The following is an 18,059-nucleotide window of genomic DNA, read 5'->3' as shown; positions in this document are numbered from 1 at the left end:
TACCATCGGTTTTGATGGATCATATTTAAAATTTAATTTTAAAACTTGAATATAAACCCAATTAAATATCAAATAAAGAATGGCTAGTGTAGAAATGCTCATGCCCAAGATGGGTGAAAGTATCATAGAGGGTACAATTCTGACTTGGTTAAAAAACGAGGGCGACGCCATTGAGCAAGATGAGTCCGTATTGGAAGTGGCTACCGATAAGGTGGACACCGAGGTTCCGGCAACACATGGAGGAATATTGAAAAAAATCTTGGTAAAAGAAGGAGATGTAGTTGCAGTAGGAGCACCAATTGCGATTATCGAAACTTCAGGAGAAGTAGCAGAAACTGAATCACCTTCGGTTCCGGAAACTGTTGATCAGAAAGAGGAACTTGTAGCAGCCGCCCCTGCCAATACAGATACGATTTTGCAACAACCTGAACCAGTAGAGAGTGTTACGACTGAGGATGGTAGATTTTATTCCCCACTAGTTCGAAGCATCGCCAAAGAAGAAGGAATTAGCGCTGCAGAACTATCCAAAATTCCGGGTACAGGAAAAGATGGTAGGGTTACCAAGCAGGATATGCTTTCCTACCTGAAAAACAGAACATCTGCTCCATCGACTAGCACGCAAGGAAAATCACAAGCAGCTCCATCTATTTCTGAACCAAAAGTTCAAGTTAGTATTTCGGCAACAGATGAAATCATTGAGATGGATCGCATGCGAAAGATGATTGCGCAGCGAATGGTGGATTCGAAACGAATCTCTCCTCATGTGACTTCATTTGTGGAAGCAGACATGACCAATATTGTTCTGTGGAGAGAAAAGAATAAGAATGCCTACAAAGAAAAATATGGTGAACCGATCACCTATACTCCATTCTTTATTGAAGCGGTAGCTAAAGCGATCCGGGATTTTCCAATGATCAATATTTCTGTCGATGGAGACCGAATTATCAAAAAGAAGAATATTAATATCGGAATGGCAGTGGCTTTGCCTTCAGGAAATCTGATTGTACCGATTATTAAAAATGCGGATCAGTTAAATCTTGTGGGTATTTCAAAGCAAGTGAATGACCTGGCTAACCGAGCTCGTACCAATAAATTAAATGCTGACGATTTATCCGGAGGTACTTATACGGTTTCTAATGTGGGATCCTTTGGGAATGTCATGGGGACACCAATTATTCCTCAACCACAAGTTGCCATTATGGCTGTAGGTGCGATTGTCAAAAAACCAGCTGTCGTAGAGACTCCTACCGGTGATGTCATTGCAATCCGTCATAAAATGTTCCTATCCCACTCCTATGACCACCGGGTTGTAGACGGATCGCTTGGAGGAATGTTTGTTCGAAGAGTAGCAGACTATCTAGAAGCTTTTGATATGAACTCAACCTTCTAAAAAAATGCCTCGAAAATTTCGAGGCATTTTTTTTATGAGTCTTTTCACCACGCTATTTGATTTTTTGAAAATGATATTCCATCCGCTCTGCTAAAACTCCCAAACGGATTGGCTTTGTGAGATAATCGTCCATTCCTGATTCAATTGCAGCTAATTTATCATCATCAAAAACATTGGCAGACAAGCCTATAATTACGGGTTGTTTTGAAATTTCCATTTTCCGAATTGCGCGAGTAGCCTCTAATCCGTTCATTACCGGCATTTGCACATCCATCAACACAATATCAAAATTTCCATTTTTCACTTTTTCAACGGCTTCCTCTCCATTTTGGGCAACTTCGTAAGTAAAACCCAACTGATCCAGCATCATCCCCATCAATTGCAAATTCAAATCATTATCCTCTGTTAACAATACCTTAAAAGGATATTTTCCAGATTCATTTCGGATTTTAGCCCAGCTTTTTTCAGATTGATCATTCCGAATTTCGGAGGGTAACACTTTTTTCACTAAAACAGAGAATTCAAATCTGGATCCCTTTCCAAGTTCACTTGTCACCTCAAACTCCCCTCCCATTAACTCAATTAACTTTTTCGCAATTGCCAAACCAAGCCCTGTACCCTGATGACTTCTGGTCTTAGAGCTATCAATTTGGTAAAAAGGATCACTCAAATGCAGTAAATGATCTTTAGAAATACCAATCCCATCATCTTCAACACTACAAACTAAAAATCCAGCATCTTCACTTATAGGATCAAAACTCACCTCCACCTTAACATTTCCTCCTTCGGGGGTAAACTTCATAGCATTACCGACCAAATTGAGAAAAACCTGATTGATTTTAACTTTATCCCCTTCTACCAACTCCGGATCATCATCTCCTTTTTTGAATGAGAAGTGGATATTTTTTTTGGAAGCTAGACCCAAAAAGATTTTACATTGATTTTCGAGTTCCTCAAAAGGCTTAAAGACTTCATTTAAAATTTCAATTTTTCCCGCTTCAATTTTGGAGTAGTCTAAAATGTCTTTAATGATGCCAAGGAGAGTATTTCCGCTATTCTTAATGATATCCACATATTGTTTTTGGATTTTATCCAAGCGTGTTTGCTCCAATAAGTCAATGATCCCCAGTAAGCCATTCATTGGAGTCCGTATTTCATGGCTCATATTTGCCAAAAATTCGGATTTCGCCTTATTTGCTTTATCAGCAGAAGCAATGGCCTCCATCAAACCCTTTTCCCAAATTTTTTGTCCCGTAATATCTCTTGAAATTGAAATCACCTGATTTTCATCGATCGGGAAATACCGGTTTTCAAGAAAAATCTCCTGCCCTGACTCCTCAAAGTGAAGTTCAACAGAATGGATGGTTTTCGTCTTTCGCGCATTTTCGAAAGCCAATTTAACTTCCTCTACCTGGCTTTCTGAGACTAATTCGGTGATGTTTTTCCCAAGCGTATACCCCAAATCAGGTAATTCCTTTCCTCCTTCCGGTACATGGAAATCCAGAACAGTTCCTTCATTATCATAGATAAAAATGATGTCCGGGATACTCTTTATAAGATTTCGTAACCTATTCTCACTCTCCTGCAGTTTCACCTGGGATTGATATTGCTCTGTGATATCAGTACAAATTCCAATTCCGCCTTGAAACTTTCCTTCTGAATCATAAACAAATTTTTGAAAAATCCGGACTCTGATCTTTCGATTGTCTTTTCGAATAAAATCATATTCCAAGTCCATGAAATCATACTTATGGTCTATTTTATCCAAGACAATTCCTCGCACTCGATTCGCCTCTTCATGGGTCGAATTGAGTTGAAAGGCCTCAACAAATTCATCCTGATTATATCCCAAAACTTCCTCTACCTCTTCACTGACCCGAATGATTTCTCCCCGATGATTATGGAAATACACAAAGCCTCTCAATTCCTGAAGCAATAAATTCTGCTGTTGAAAAAGTCCCTGAATCTCTTTGATATTCTCTCCTTGGATACGCTGAAAATCAAGGCTATTTTTAAGTGACACCACAAAGAATCCTATGGTACCTACCAATAAGAGCATAAATCCTAAAAAGAGGAAAAAATAGGTTCGGTAAATACCCGAGGAAAGACTTTCAACAGGGATTACAAAAACAAAAGCGCCAGTTTTATTGGAAATATTAAAACGGAAGGGATAATGGGATATAACACCTGAAAATTCCTCTCCGTTGGTGGTCCATGTAATATCATAAATACCTTTTAGACCTAAATTCAAATCATTTTTCACACGCTGAAAAGCATCATCGGGAAGTTGGATTTGACTTCTATTCAAAGCAAAAAGTGCCCCATCAAAAAGAAGGAATTTTGCGCCTGTTGGATTTAGGTAATAATTTTCAGAAAAGGCTTTGGCATATTCTAGAAAATTCAAGGAATACAAAATCCGAAATCCTTTTCTACCGATTACAAGCGTAGAATATTTTTTGGTACTGGACTCAGGAAAGCCCGAATCAATCGCTTTTCTGAAAAAGTCATTTCGCTCATTAAAAGTGAATGTTAAGACCGAATCCTGCATATCGACCCAGGCCGAATCAATCAGACTCGGAAAAGCATTAAAAAGTCTTCGAGCTGCTGAAGTAAATTCTTCATCATAATCATCTAACTCGTGTCCGGGGTCTTCTAGATAGCCGATCAAACCGCGGGATTCCTCCTCAAAACGTCTTATTTCCATTTCCAATCCTCGAGCCGCCAGTTCAGACTGTTTGCTCAAAAACTCTCTACGGGAATCAATTTGAGTATTGTAAATCGCATTGAAAAAGGATAATCCCAAAACAAGAATCAATAAAACGAGCAAAGACCCAATCAAAAAATTGATCCAAAACTCACCGAATTTGGGAAATTGGAGTTTCATTTCACAAGAGGGTTAATTTTGATCATGACCCATTCGATACCACTAAAACGCTTACAAACTGCATTTTGGAGATACGGCTCGTTTTCAAATGAAAATCGATCTTTTCCTTCAATCAAAAATTGAGAGCCCATTTTACGAACCTCAATACTTTTACTGTTGAATAAGTTAAAATCGGAAATCCGGAAATAATCCGCTTGGATAGTCTCGCGGTAGACATGATTTTTGAGAGGAGGCATACTAAGGGATTCAATTGCAGAAGAAGTCCCCGCTACGATTTCGCCCTTCTGATTTACAATCAAAAAACTGCCCTCATAATTATCGAAGAAATTTTGGATGATCTCATCTACTGTCACATCAATCCCAATCACTGCAAATAATCTATCCCCATCATATACGGGATGAACCAAAGATAAAATCCAACCTTTTCCTGCAGGATCTACATAGGGGTCAGAAATCCAAACTGGACCTTTTTCTGGATTATGCTCCTCATCAGCCTCATAGAAAAAATTAAATTCCCTTACATCTAAATTGGGGTCAACAATATTTACTACATCATAGGAAGGATATACTCGAGAAACTTGGTTGGAAGTGTTAAAGTAAATTTGAGCAACATTTCCATATTTTTTGAACACAGCCGCAAAAACACTGTCCATAGAGTTTGTTAAGCGAATTTCATCCAACCCTGCCTGATAATCATTGGTAGAATTTAGCAGAATTACCGTGCTTTTTGTTGAATCTCCCAAAGATGAAATGGATGAAAAAGGCCCATCCATTTGATATCGGTCGGGTAGGTTTTTTGCGAGAATAACCTCCTTGTTTTGAACCAAGGAGTCCATAAAATCTGCGAGTACAATTATTTCCCTCGTCAGAATAGCTGCTTGCTCTTCAAGATTTCCGACCATTTCTTGAAGAAGTACCTTATCCTCTTGATACTGTTTTTCTTCTGAGTTGGTACAGGATATTAGTAAAAAAAGTGAGCTAAAAAGATAGATTAATCTGTGCATTTCCTGATCCTTTCAGGAAAATTAAAGATTTTCTAGTTGCTTACGCAAGGTTTTTCCCATTTCTTCAAAGCGGAGCTTTACTCCATCAAAAAACTCTCCCTTATAAAAGACTTCCAAATCATCCTCGGATAGCACATCAAGCTCATTGATCTTGAAGGTTTGCTCCATGGGTCCCAATTCGAATTTGATCAGGTACTTATTGTTCCAAGAAAAAATACTGATCCGGATATCATCTTGGCTCCATTCTTTGACTACTCTCATAGCACTCTTTTCACAGTGGCACTATATGAAATCCGTGATTTCAAAGAAGAGGCTACAGAGCAATATTTATCAACAGACAGAGCTACTACTTTGGCAAATTCCTCTTCTTTGGCATCAGGAGAAACCAATACAAAATGTAAATGAATATCGGTGTAAAAAGAGGGAATCCCTTCGTTTCGATCTCCTGTAATCTCCACATAAAAATCCACCACTTCTTTTCGCTTTTTCTTCATCATCAATACGGCGTCAACGGAAGCGCAGCCACCCAAGGAACTTAAAAGCAAGTCCATGGGAGATTGTGCTTTTTTCTCCGGAGCGTCATACATATCAATCTGAACGGTGTTCCCTTGTTGGTTTACAGCTTCGTATTCAAAATCCGCTTTCATGCGGACGGTTACATGTCGGGTATGTGCCATTATTTTAGAATAATTGAATTACATGTTTCTTCTATATTGCCCTCCTACTTGGTATAGGGCTTGAGTAATCTGTCCCAAAGAACAATATTTTGTAGCCTCCATCAAACGCTCAAATACATTTTGATTTGAAATAGCTGCCTTCTTCAAAAGTTGCAATTGCTCTTCGGCTTTTCCTTCATAGTGTTCATGAAGATTTTGAAGGGTCTGAATTTGATTTTCCTTTTCTTCTTGTGTAGCTCGAATAACTTCCCCCGGAACAATCGTCGGTGATCCTTCAGAAGAAAGGAAGGTATTGACTCCAATGATTGGATATTCTCCCGTATGCTTCAGCATTTCGTAATGCATGCTTTCTTCCTGAATCTTTCCTCGTTGATACATGGTTTCCATCGCACCCAAAACGCCACCGCGTTCGGTGATTCGGTCGAATTCCAGGTATACTGCCTCTTCCACCAAGTCAGTCAGTTCTTCTATGATGAAAGAGCCTTGAAGCGGATTTTCATTTTTCGCTAATCCCAACTCTTTGTTAATGATCAACTGAATAGCCATGGCTCTTCGAACAGAAGCCTCTGTTGGTGTCGTGATCGCTTCATCGTAAGCATTGGTATGCAAAGAGTTACAGTTATCGTAAATCGCATACAAAGCCTGCAAGGTGGTTCGGATATCGTTGAAGTCAATTTCCTGCGCATGCAAGGAGCGTCCAGAGGTCTGAATATGGTATTTCAACATCTGGGATCGTTCATTGGCACCATATTTCAACTTCATGGCTTTCGCCCAAATCCTTCTTGCCACTCGTCCAATTACCGCATATTCCGGATCAATCCCATTCGAGAAAAAGAAAGAAAGGTTTGGTGCAAAATCATTGACATTCATCCCACGGGAAACATAATATTCCACATAGGTGAATCCATTTGAAAGCGTCAAAGCCAATTGCGTGATCGGGTTGGCACCCGCTTCCGCTATATGATAACCAGAAATAGAGACCGAATAGAAATTGCGGATTTTGTGATCGATGAAATACTGCTGCACATCTCCCATCAACCGAAGCGAAAACTCGGTGGAGAAAATACAAGTATTTTGGGCTTGATCTTCCTTCAAGATATCTGCCTGAACAGTTCCTCTTACTTTGGAAATAGTATCCGCTTTGATTTTTTCATAAACATCCTTCGGCAAAACCTGATCCCCACTTACTCCTAACAACATCAAGCCTAAACCATCATTTCCTTCCGGGACAGTTGCATTGTACCTTGGACGGGCAATTCCTTTCCCTTTGTAAATGGAATCAATCTTTTGATCGACTTCTTTTTCCAAGCCATTGGCTTTGATGTACAATTCACATTGCTGATCGATAGCCGCATTCATAAAGAAAGCGGTCATGGTGGCTGCAGGCCCATTGATCGTCATGGAAACGGAAGTCATGGGGTTCACCAAGTTGAAGCCGGAGTACAATTTTTTTGCATCATCCAAGCAGCAGACATTGACGCCGGAGTTTCCAATCTTACCATAGATATCAGGTCTGTAATCCGGATCTTCCCCATACAAGGTTACCGAGTCAAAAGCTGTCGAAAGTCGCTTAGCAGGCATGTCTTTCGATACATAATGGAAACGCTTGTTGGTACGCTCAGGTCCACCTTCTCCTGCAAACATTCGGGTAGGATCTTCGCCTTCTCTTTTGAAAGGAAATACCCCTGCTGTATACGGAAATTTCCCAGGTACATTCTCCCGCAATCCCCATTTCAATAGCTCACCCCAAGCTTCATACTTTGGTAAAGCCACTTTTGGAATACGGGAATCTGCTAAAGAATTATGATAGGTCTTAACTTTGATTTCCTTATCACGGACTTTAAAAACGTAAAAATCCTCAGTATAGCGCGCTGCTTCTTCAGGCCATTCTTCCAACCATTTTTTATTCTTCGGATCGAGGTTAAGCTCAACTTGCGCATAAACTTCTTGAAGTTCCTTTACCAACCGATCTTTATCTTCTAATTGAGCCCTTTCAATGGTCTCAATTGATTTCTTGATGGAAAAAAGTTGTTGGGCAATTTCCTTTTGCTCTTCAACCCAAGCGTCATAATTCCGGTTAGTTTCTGTGATTTCACTTAAATAGCGCGTACGGGCCGGAGGAATGATGTATATTTTTTCCGAATGACCTCCTGTTAATTCAAAACCACTTTTAAAGTCACCGTACTTATCCCCTATTCGTTCGATCAAAGTCCTGTAAAGCTGATTCATTCCCGGATCATTGAATTGAGAGGCAATCGTACCAAAAACAGGAATTTCCTCATCTTTGGCATCCCATAGATTATGATTACGCTTGTATTGCTTCTTTACATCCCGGATTGCGTCCAAAGCACCACGTTTATCAAATTTGTTTAGCGCAATGACATCCGCAAAATCCAACATATCAATCTTTTCCAACTGAGAAGCGGCCCCGTATTCAGGGGTCATTACATAAAGCGAAAGATCTGAATGTTCGATGATCTCTGTATCAGATTGACCGATACCGGATGTCTCTAAAATTACCAAATCAAAACCCGCAGCTTTTACCGTATCAACGGCATCCTGTACATAGCGGGAAAGTGCCAAATTGGACTGGCGGGTAGCCAGGGAACGCATAAATACACGTGGGTGATTTATGGAATTCATACGGATCCGATCTCCCAATAAAGCTCCACCTGTTTTTCTTTTGGAAGGATCTACTGAAATAATTGCAAGCGTCTTATCCTCAAAATCCATCAAAAACCGACGTACCAATTCATCTACCAATGAAGATTTACCTGCACCACCCGTTCCAGTAATACCTAAAACAGGGGTTTTGCTTGCTTTACTTTTTACCCGAATCTGATCTAAAAGGGAAGCTGATTTTTCAGGGAAATTTTCAAAAGCAGAAATAATACGGGCAAGGGTTCTTTTGTTGGAAGTATCAAATTCAACATCATCGGAAACATCATCGCCGACTGGAAAATCACATTTTTCGACCAAATCATTGATCATTCCCTGCAAACCCATCGCACGGCCATCGTCTGGAGAATAAATTCGACTAATTCCGTATGCATGTAATTCTTTGATCTCCTCCGGAAGGATAGTTCCTCCTCCCCCGCCGAAAATCTTGATGTGACCTGCTCCTTTTTCATGAAGCAAATCATACATATACTTAAAAAATTCCAGGTGACCACCCTGATAGGAGGTAATTGCAATCGCCTGAACATCCTCTTGAATAGCACAGTCGACGATCTCTTGCACGGATCGATTATGCCCCAAATGGATCACCTCGCAGCCTGTGGACTGGATGATCCTTCTCATAATATTGATAGCAGCATCATGCCCGTCGAATAGAGAAGCGGCAGTGACGATTCGAATATGATTTTGCGGTTTGTAGATGGTTGTTTCCTGCGTCATGGATTTGGGTTTATATTAATCAAAACTCCCTGCCATCAAAAATGATTAGAACAGGCCATTTATCATGTGTGCGAATATAGGAATTTTATAAAGTTCCTTTCTGTAAATTTCCATCAATAGCAAAATAAAATTTTGATTATTATTGAAAAAAATGATTTTTAAATCGTTTCTACTTTTAGAATTAAACGATCAAAAAACTTTACTCATTCGAAAGATTATTTCTAAAATTTAATTTTTTAAAAAATAAACACTCAAAAAAGGAAAAACTTCGCATATTCAAAATTGAAAATTTCAGGATCTAAATTCCCTGAATTAAAGAAAAAAGAACCTTCTCGAACATGTCTACTGGCCGTTATGTCTTTTTCATTTCCATCACTGCTGCCTTGGGTGGATTTTTATTTGGCTTTGATACTGCGGTAATTTCGGGAGCAGAACGCGCCATTCAAGACGTATGGAAGTTGGACGATTGGACACACGGCTTGGCCATCGCCTCTGCCCTGTATGGAACAGTCATTGGCGCCTTGCTGGGGGGAATTCCGGCGGATCGATTCGGCCGAAAAAAGTCTTTGCTCTGGATTGGCCTTTTCTATTTTATATCCGCCCTAGGTTCTGCTTTCGCGTGGAATATTGAAAGCTTTACCTTGTTTCGATTCATAGGAGGATTGGGAGTAGGTGCATCCTCAGTAGTTGCTCCCATGTATATTTCCGAAATCGCTCCAGCCAAAAACCGAGGTCTCTTAGTAGCACTTTATCAATTCAACATTGTTTTTGGTATTGTAATCGCCTATGTATCGAATTTTCTAATTGGCACAGCCGATTTGCCTGAAGACTGGAGATGGATGCTTGGGGTCGAGGCCATTCCGGCTTTGATATACAGCATTATGATTTTCAGAATCCCGGAAAGTCCGCGTTGGTTAATTTCAAAATACAATAATCAGGAGGAAGCGAGAGCAATCTTGACCCGAACAGATCCAGAAGGTGTGGAAGAATCTATCCGGCTTGCCATTGAAGAAGAGAACCAAGTAAAATCCAAAGGAAGTTTTGGGGTACTTTTCAATAAAAAATATCTCTCCAGTACCTTCTTAGCCATCCTAATTGCTTTTTTCAACCAAGTTTCGGGCATCAATGCCATCATTTATTTTGCTCCTCGAATTTTTGAAATGGCAGGCATCTCAACTGAATCTGCCTTGATTTCTACCATTGGGATAGGTCTAATCAATTTGTTTGGCACCTTCCTAGGACTTTATTTGATCGATAAACTTGGGCGAAAAGTATTAATGTACATTGGCTCTTTCGGCTATATTATTTCATTGAGTTTGATGGCTTATAATTTCCTTGGCCCTGGCATCCCTACCTTTTGGCTTCCGATATTTGTGTTTGGATTTATACTTTCGCATGCCATCGGTCAAGGCTCCGTTATTTGGGTGTTTATTTCAGAAATGTTCCCCAATGAACTTAGGGCATACGGACAGTCAATAGGATCCTTTACCCATTGGATTATGGCAGCTTTAATTGCCAATGTTTTTCCATTTTTCGCAAATTCCTTCGGTCCAGGTTACATCTTTTCATTCTTCGGACTAATGATGTTTATCCAGTTACTCTGGGTTCGCTTCAAAATGCCCGAAACAAAAGGCCGATCCTTGGAAGAAATTCAAAAAGACTTACATCAAAATTATGCTAAATAAAGTACTTGTTTTCGGTGAAATGTTGTGGGACTGCCTTCCTGAAGGTGATGTTCCCGGTGGAGCTAGTATGAACGTTGCCTTGCATCTTCACATTATGGGCTTTGAAAGTCAATTGATTTCCGCAGTGGGTCAAGACGTCCTAGGGGAAAAGCTACTTGAACATTTCCGAAGCTTTGGCGCCTCGGATGAGTTAATTCAAATCAATCAGCACGAAACCTCAAGGGTTTTGGTGGACAATCGAGATAAAGAAAACGTCAAATACACGATTATTTCTCCCGTTGCATGGGATTTTATAGAAAATACAAACAAGCTTACTGAAGCCGCTAAATCCTGCGATGCCCTTGTTTTTGGGACGCTAGGTGTACGAAATCATCAAAGTTTGCAAACACTCTTAGAATTATTGCATCACACTGAACTAAGGGTATTCGACGCCAATCTACGTCCCCCTTATTATGATTTTGAAGTCATTGAAACCCTCTTGGGCTATACAGAAATCCTTAAAATAAATGAAGACGAACTGATCGCTTTTGGGGATTATTTTAATGTTGATCCGACGGCTGAAGCCCTATGCGAATTTTTAGATAAACATTTTCCTGTGGAGACTATTTGCATCACTTTAGGATCCAAAGGAGCTTTAATTTATCAAGAGGGCCAATTTATTTCCCACCCTGGATATTCCGTAAAAGTTGCCGATACCATCGGTGCCGGTGATGCTTTTTTAAGTGGGTTTGTTAAAAGTTACCTTGAAAACCACCCCATCTCAGAAACTTTGGATTTCGCCTGTAAAGTCGGCGCCTATGTCGCTTCTCAACAAGGTGGTTCGCCACAGTATCAACTTTCAGATTTGGATTTGCTAAAAAAGAAAAAGTAATCATTCCGAATTTCTAGGAATTCAACCATTTATCCATTTATGCAACTTTGTTTCATTTTTTCTGGTTTAAAGATAGAAAGCCCACTATTTTTGAGCCGTGAAACAATTGTTGGTCTCTGTTTTTAGTCTATTCCTCCTGCTTAGCCCTGTGTTTTTGGCTAATGGGCAGGATTGTAAATTAATTATTCGTGGGAAAGTAATTCATTTAGAGAATAATGAGACTATCCCAGGAGCATACGTTTGGCTCGAGGAAACAAAAGAAGGAACGATCACAGACAATTCGGGAAATTTTCAATTTAGAAACCTCTGCCCCGGTGAATACACGTTGAAAATTCAATTTTTGGGTCATCAGGAAATTGTAGAAAAAATCAGTCTCACGACGAGCTCCTTCAACAAGACATTCCGAATGGAGGAAGAAGCCACTGATTTGGGAAGCGTTGAAGTGCATGGTCATCGAGATGCAGTACAAACCACCACCGCTGTATCCGCCCTTTATGGAGAAAGACTTTTGGAAGCTAGAGGTGAAAACCTGGGAGAAAGCTTAAAAAGAATCGCAGGCGTTACCACATTTTCTACAGGAAATAGCATTGCAAAACCGGTCATTCATGGTCTGCACTCCAATCGAATTATGATTCTTAATAATGGAATCCGATTGGAAGGACAGCAGTGGGGCGCCGAGCATGCCCCTGAAATCGACCCATTCTTAGCAAATGAAATTACGGTTATCAAAGGAGCAGAAACCGTTCGTTTTGGGCCAGAAGCGATGGGTGGGGTTATTTTGGTCAATCCTGGAGAAATTCCAACAGGAAAAAATCACCAAACGGATCTCTATCTAGTTGGAGGCACCAATGGAAGAACCGGAAACATTTCCCTTTCCCATGCGAGTGGGTTTGAAAAAATAGCTGGTCTAGGATATCGAGTTCAGGGTTCGGCCAAACGAGGAGGAAACGTCCGCTCCCCAGAATACTTCCAAGGAAATACAGGAATGAGTGAACTGAATTTCTCGGGAGCTTTAAATTATACCAGCTCCAAAATTGGAACAGAGCTTTACTATAGCTTTTTCAATACTGAATTGGGGATTCTACGGGATGCCCACACTGGTAATTTATCGGATTTGGAGGAAATTATTGAAAACGGACGTCCTTTTACCAATGCAGATTTCACCTATGAAATCGCCAATCCTAAACAGATCGTAAGCCATCACCTTGCCAAATTAAAAGCCCATTACCACCTCAATAACCGATGGAAAGCAAATATTCAATATGGCTTTCAGCTAAATCAGCGTCAGGAATATGACCGAAGAAGAGGTGATTTGAATAGTCGGGCCAGTTTAGACTTAGAACTGTTTACAAATACCCTAGATCTTTTCGTGGACCATACCCATGAAAATGCACTCAGCGGTACGTGGGGAATCAATGTCATTCAGCAAGCCAACTCAAATGTCCCAGGAACAGGCGTTACGCCATTGATCCCCAACTATGACATGATCAATGCTGGCCTCTATGTCATGGAAAAGTATTCTAAAGGACCTTTGGAATTGGAGGGTGGATTGCGATACGATTATCGCTCCGTAAATACAGCCAGATATATAGGAAATGAACTAGAGGAAGCGGATTTGAGCTACAATAATGTTACCGCATTTTTTGGAACCTATTATCAAATCAGCCCAACGGTTTCCTTCCGATCCAACTTAGGTTCAGCTTGGAGACCTCCCAATGTCAATGAATTGTTCTCTCAGGGACTTCATCATGGGGCAGCGGCAGTAGAAATTGGAGATTCCGATTTGAATTCGGAGAAATCCCTGAAATGGGTGAATTCATTGGAGTTTGAAGGAAAAAAATCTACCGGAGAAATCACCCTGTATGCAAATCAGATCCGTGATTACATTTATTTGAATCCTACCGGAGAAACATTTGTGAGTTTACGTGGCACATTCAATGTTTACGAATACTTGCAAGCCAATGCTTTCTTCTGGGGCTTTGATTTTTCGGGAAGCTATGAAATCAGCAATTCTCTACAAGCATACGCTAAAGGTTCAATCATCCGAGCTAGAAATACTGATACTGATGAGTTTTTCCCTTTCATTCCTTCAGATCGAATGGATTGGGGACTTCAATATCAACTAGGCAACGAATCCAAAAACCACAATTTCTCTCTTTCAAATATTTTGGTGGCCCGTCAAAAAAGGGAACCGTCCTTTGATTTGGCTCCTGCCCCACCGGCCTATGCCTTGTTCAATTTTGCCTACCGATATCAAGTTCCTTTCCAAGGCAACAGATTGAATATTGGTTTTCAGGTGCAAAACCTTTTCAATACCGAATACAAAGAATACATGAACCGATTCCGTTATTTCACTGCGGATATGGGAAGAAATGTTTTAATAAAAATCAACTATCAATTCTAACAATTTATTTATCAAACAATTATGAAAAACCTACGAAAACTACCTATCTATTTAATGGCAGCAGGAACTTTTGCTTTTGCATCTTGTGAAAGTGAAGATCCAATTCAAGAAAATGAGGGAGAAGTAATCACTGATGTCACACTCTTGTTTACCGAATTGGATGCCGCTGGTAATCCTGTCGGGCTTACTTTTTCCTTTGATGCTTCTGACCCTGAAGGCATTGAGGTTGGAGGAGCTCCAACCGTAGAAACTGTGAATATAACAGCAGGAAAAACATACCAAATGGAAATCGAAGTTTTCAACAGTATTGAAAATGAAGACATAACGGAGGAAATTATTGAAGAAGCTGACGAGCATCAGTTCTTCTTCTTAGGTTCTGCTTTCTCTGGTTCTTCCGCTCCACTAACTTATGTATATGATGATGAGTCAGGAGAATTGATTGGTGTCAGAGGAATTGTAACAGTAGCTGCAAATCCTTCCTTCAACAATGCCCAAATGCGTGTAATCTTGCGTCACGATTTGGATAAAAATTTCCCTGGTGCTGACAATCCTACCTTCGAAAACTTTGTACAAGCTGGAGGAGAAACTGATTTAGATATCACCTTCCCATTAGTCTTGAATTAATCTTTTAAAAAAATACAAAAATGCCAGCCCAAAAGAAGGGCTGGCATTTTTTGTTTCTAAGTCAATGGGCCTTTCTATTGATTTTTTATCAATCGCTTCATAACTACTTCAAACCCAATTTGAACTTGAACTTGGTACATGCCAGGACTCAATCCTTTCAAGTCAAGCTTTCTAGCTAAGGATTTTTCTACAAATTCACTATCCTCCATTACCAACCTTCCTGCAGCATCATAAACACGAATCGTCACCTGATCTGCTCTGGACAAATCAACCTTCAGATTCGTTTCTTCATAGGCAGGGTTAGGATAAAGACTGACCTCATTGGCACCAAACTCTCTTCTAATCTTGATATCCCTAGAGATAATCTGACCAGCCCGGTCTATACTGTTTATTCTAATTGAATAGGCAGCATTCATATTCTTGCTTCCTTTCCAGATGACCTTGTCTCCATCCAACTCAAAATCAGGGTTTGGTTCCATAGAATAGGTATGGATAGAATCAACCGGATCTTGAGTAGACAGAATTCCGATCATTGTTCCTTCTAGATCATCCTTTCCGATTAAGTCATTGCTTATTAAAATATCCAATGGCATCGGCTTGTCCTTCACCAAGACATTCATAACCACTTTGCTGTTCTGTAGTCTGGAGGTGTATATCGATTCTTTCAATTGACCTTCAATAGGCTGCAAACCAGGAGTCAAAGGATCATACATCGCTTCATTCCAATCCACTTCCAGTTCAAGCAATTCATCTCCTGTATCCAAAGACCAAGAATATGTCTTCAGTTCTTCAAAAGGCGTATTCCAATCTACGGTTACCAAGGAATTGGAGTCGATGGATTTGTTCTTACCTTTTTGAGGCATGTGGATCACAATATTACCACCCGAAATTTCAGTCGTTGCATCTGCAAAGTCTGAACTACCGGACTGATTATCGTAAACAGTTCTTCCACTTTCAGTATCCCAAATCTTGATTCTGAATTTATCAGACTCAGTGGATTCTTTCAAAGCGCCATCAATGGCAGACACCATAAAGGAGTAGCCCTCTTCTCCATTTATCTTTCCTGTTCCTTTGTAGATACCCTTCGCCCCAGCGATGACTAGCGACATATCTTCATGGGAAGAACTATTGAAGTTCAAATCACCATTCTTAAACTGGAATTCGGTATTTCCGTCTACTCGGTTACTACCTTTTCTATATTTGGCGACAAATCCAAAATTAGCTCGACCTTCTAGATCCACATTCTCAATGTAAGCTCCTTTTGGAGACCATATCCAGCCCCCGCCAGTAATAAACCCACCGTTTGGATCAAAGATTACCGCAAGGTCTGTTAAACCAATCCACTCGTTTCCGCAAACATCAACCACGATCAACTGGATTTGATAAACACCTGCTTGGGTGTATGTATATTCCGCTGAAAGATTTTCAAATGGAGCTTCAAGAATAGTTTCATCTCCATTATCCCAAACCCATTTCGCTGCTAGGATTTCGCTAGGAACCGAGGCATCTACTTGAATAGGAGTATTTACCTGAATAGGATCAAGCGGTCCAGTAATACTACTTATCACAGAACTTTCTCCACATGGATTCTCGGTACAAGACTCAGGGTAACCAGGGTTTTTATTTGCATCCTTATCATCACAATCCAAATTATTATCGACATAACCATTTGGTGCAAGACAGAAATATGCTGGTTGGGCATTTACATCTCCGTAACCATCTCCATCTCCATCGAAGTAGTAAGCGGTTTGAACACCCTCATCGATACTGCCATCGCAATTGTTGTCCTTACCGTCGCAGACTTCCGGTGCTCCCGGATAAACTGTTGCATCTGAATCGTCACAATCCGAATTATCCGTCACATAGCCTGCAGGAGCTTCACAGGCAAATATCGCCTGAGCATTTACGTCTCCATAACCGTCTCCATCTCCATCGATGTAGAATGCGGTTTGTACACCCTCATCGATACTTCCGTCGCAGTTGTTGTCCTTACCGTCACATACTTCTGGTGCTCCCGGATAAACTGTCGCATCTGAATCGTCGCAATCTGTATTATCGACCACATAGCCCACAGGAGCCTCGCAGGCAAATACCGCCTGAGCATTTACATCTCCGTAACCATCACCGTCAACATCGATATAATAAGCGGTTTGAACCCCTTCGTCAACAGTTCCGTCACAGTTGTTGTCCTTACCGTCACATAACTCAGGAGCATTAGGATAAACTGTTGCATCTGTATCGTCACAATCCCCTTGATTCGGAGTAAACCCATCATTATCTGAATCTATATCTCCAGGATCTACCGAATTGAGAATAATTGTAACAAAAGCAGAAGCAGAAGTTTGATTTCCATGAATGTCAGTAACCGTCAAGGTAACAGCATTCACTCCTTCATCCCCAGAAGTAAACGTTGTTTTGCTCAAGGCATAACTTTCAATTCCACAGTTATCAGACGAACCATTATCAACATCTAATGGGTCCACTGTAATTATATCCTCTGCGTCAATACTGAATTCCAGATCTTGAGTTAGAACAATTGGCAATTCGTTGTCAGTTACTATTACGTTGAAGCTACAAGTAAACTGATTACCAGACCCATCAGTTGCTGTGTAAATCACCTGAGTCGTTCCCACAGGGAATATTGAACCTGGTTCATAATTACTTATCAACGATACTGAGCCACTATTGTCTGTAGCTATTGGTGCTATCCAATTAACAACCGCTGCACAATTGCCGGAGTCATTTGAAATAGTAATATCAGAAGGACAATCATTGATCACAGGATCTTCATTATCCTCACTTTCAGTAATTGTCACAGTAAAGCTACACTCAGCAGTATTTCCAGCAGCATCCGTTGCTCTATAAGTCACCATAGTAATTCCTAAAGGGAAAACTTGTCCGCTTTCTAAGCCACTGATCAATTCCACAGTTGGAACTCCACAGTTGTCTGTTGCAACAGGTAAGTCGTAAGTAATCACTTTTCCAGTCTGACCAAACTCAACGGTTGAGCTTATATTATTTGGACATGTGATGACAGGAAGCTCGTTGTCCGTAACAGTCACCGTGAAGCTCGCAGTTTCCGTATTGCCATGGATATCCCTAGCGGTATAGGTAACCGTAGTCT

General features: G+C 40.4%; 11 protein-coding genes. 5 read left to right on the top strand and 6 right to left on the bottom strand.

Features of this window, described 5'->3' with window-relative positions; translation table 11 throughout:
• Nucleotides 1–79: 79 nt before the first annotated feature.
• Entirely contained in the window at nucleotides 80–1,390 is a 1,311-nt protein-coding gene (locus HWE15_RS06915) for a dihydrolipoamide acetyltransferase family protein (protein WP_290506783.1), read from the top strand.
• A 52-nt stretch (nucleotides 1,391–1,442) separates the two neighbouring features.
• Here HWE15_RS06915 and HWE15_RS06910 read toward each other — a convergent pair whose 3' ends face one another.
• Genes HWE15_RS06910 through HWE15_RS06890 form a run of 5 tightly spaced genes read right to left on the bottom strand, consistent with a single transcriptional unit; the run spans nucleotide 1,443 to nucleotide 9,351 of the window.
• On the bottom strand, nucleotides 1,443–4,274 hold the full coding sequence (locus HWE15_RS06910) for a PAS domain-containing hybrid sensor histidine kinase/response regulator (RefSeq protein ID WP_290506782.1): 2,832 nt from the start codon (nucleotides 4,272–4,274) through the stop codon (nucleotides 1,443–1,445).
• A complete protein-coding gene (locus HWE15_RS06905; RefSeq protein ID WP_290506781.1) occupies nucleotides 4,271–5,278 on the bottom strand; it encodes a PDC sensor domain-containing protein in 1,008 nt (335 codons plus the stop codon). Before HWE15_RS06905 ends, HWE15_RS06910 begins: the two co-directional genes overlap by 4 nt.
• A gap of 21 nt (nucleotides 5,279–5,299) precedes the next feature.
• Nucleotides 5,300–5,539 carry a hypothetical protein gene (locus HWE15_RS06900; protein WP_290506780.1) on the bottom strand — a complete coding sequence of 80 codons (240 nt, stop codon included), beginning with the start codon at nucleotides 5,537–5,539 and terminating at the stop codon, nucleotides 5,300–5,302.
• Nucleotides 5,536–5,955, bottom strand: coding sequence for an OsmC family protein (locus HWE15_RS06895; protein ID WP_290506779.1), 420 nt, complete (start codon nucleotides 5,953–5,955; stop codon nucleotides 5,536–5,538). The genes HWE15_RS06900 and HWE15_RS06895 overlap by 4 nt, the downstream gene beginning before the upstream one ends.
• Nucleotides 5,956–5,973: 18 nt before the next feature.
• Entirely contained in the window at nucleotides 5,974–9,351 is a 3,378-nt protein-coding gene (locus HWE15_RS06890) for a methylmalonyl-CoA mutase family protein (RefSeq protein WP_290506778.1), read from the bottom strand.
• Nucleotides 9,352–9,689: 338 nt separating this feature from the next.
• Here HWE15_RS06890 and HWE15_RS06885 point away from each other — a divergent pair, with 338 nt between their 5' ends.
• From HWE15_RS06885 to HWE15_RS06870, 4 genes are all read left to right on the top strand, one after another.
• On the top strand, nucleotides 9,690–11,036 hold the full coding sequence (locus HWE15_RS06885; RefSeq protein ID WP_290506777.1) for a sugar porter family MFS transporter: 1,347 nt from the start codon (nucleotides 9,690–9,692) through the stop codon (nucleotides 11,034–11,036).
• The gene (locus HWE15_RS06880; protein ID WP_290506776.1) at nucleotides 11,026–11,907 is read left to right on the top strand and encodes a PfkB family carbohydrate kinase; all 882 of its coding nucleotides are present in this window, start codon (nucleotides 11,026–11,028) and stop codon (nucleotides 11,905–11,907) included. Before HWE15_RS06885 ends, HWE15_RS06880 begins: the two co-directional genes overlap by 11 nt.
• 97 nt (nucleotides 11,908–12,004) lie before the next feature.
• Complete coding sequence (locus tag HWE15_RS06875) at nucleotides 12,005–14,311, top strand: TonB-dependent receptor (protein WP_290506775.1); 2,307 nt, start codon at nucleotides 12,005–12,007, stop codon at nucleotides 14,309–14,311.
• Between the two features lie 21 nt (nucleotides 14,312–14,332).
• A complete protein-coding gene (locus HWE15_RS06870; RefSeq protein ID WP_290506774.1) occupies nucleotides 14,333–14,935 on the top strand; it encodes a hypothetical protein in 603 nt (200 codons plus the stop codon).
• A 74-nt stretch (nucleotides 14,936–15,009) separates the two neighbouring features.
• Here the strand turns inward: HWE15_RS06870 and HWE15_RS06865 are convergent.
• Nucleotides 15,010–18,059 (bottom strand): MopE-related protein (locus tag HWE15_RS06865; protein ID WP_290506773.1); only part of this gene is annotated, 3,050 nt, incomplete at its 5' end.

Origin of the sequence: Algoriphagus sp. (assembly GCF_013373065.1) — a bacterium.
Lineage (GTDB): Bacteria > Bacteroidota > Bacteroidia > Cytophagales > Cyclobacteriaceae > Algoriphagus.
This window is presented reverse-complemented; position numbering and strand designations above follow the sequence as displayed.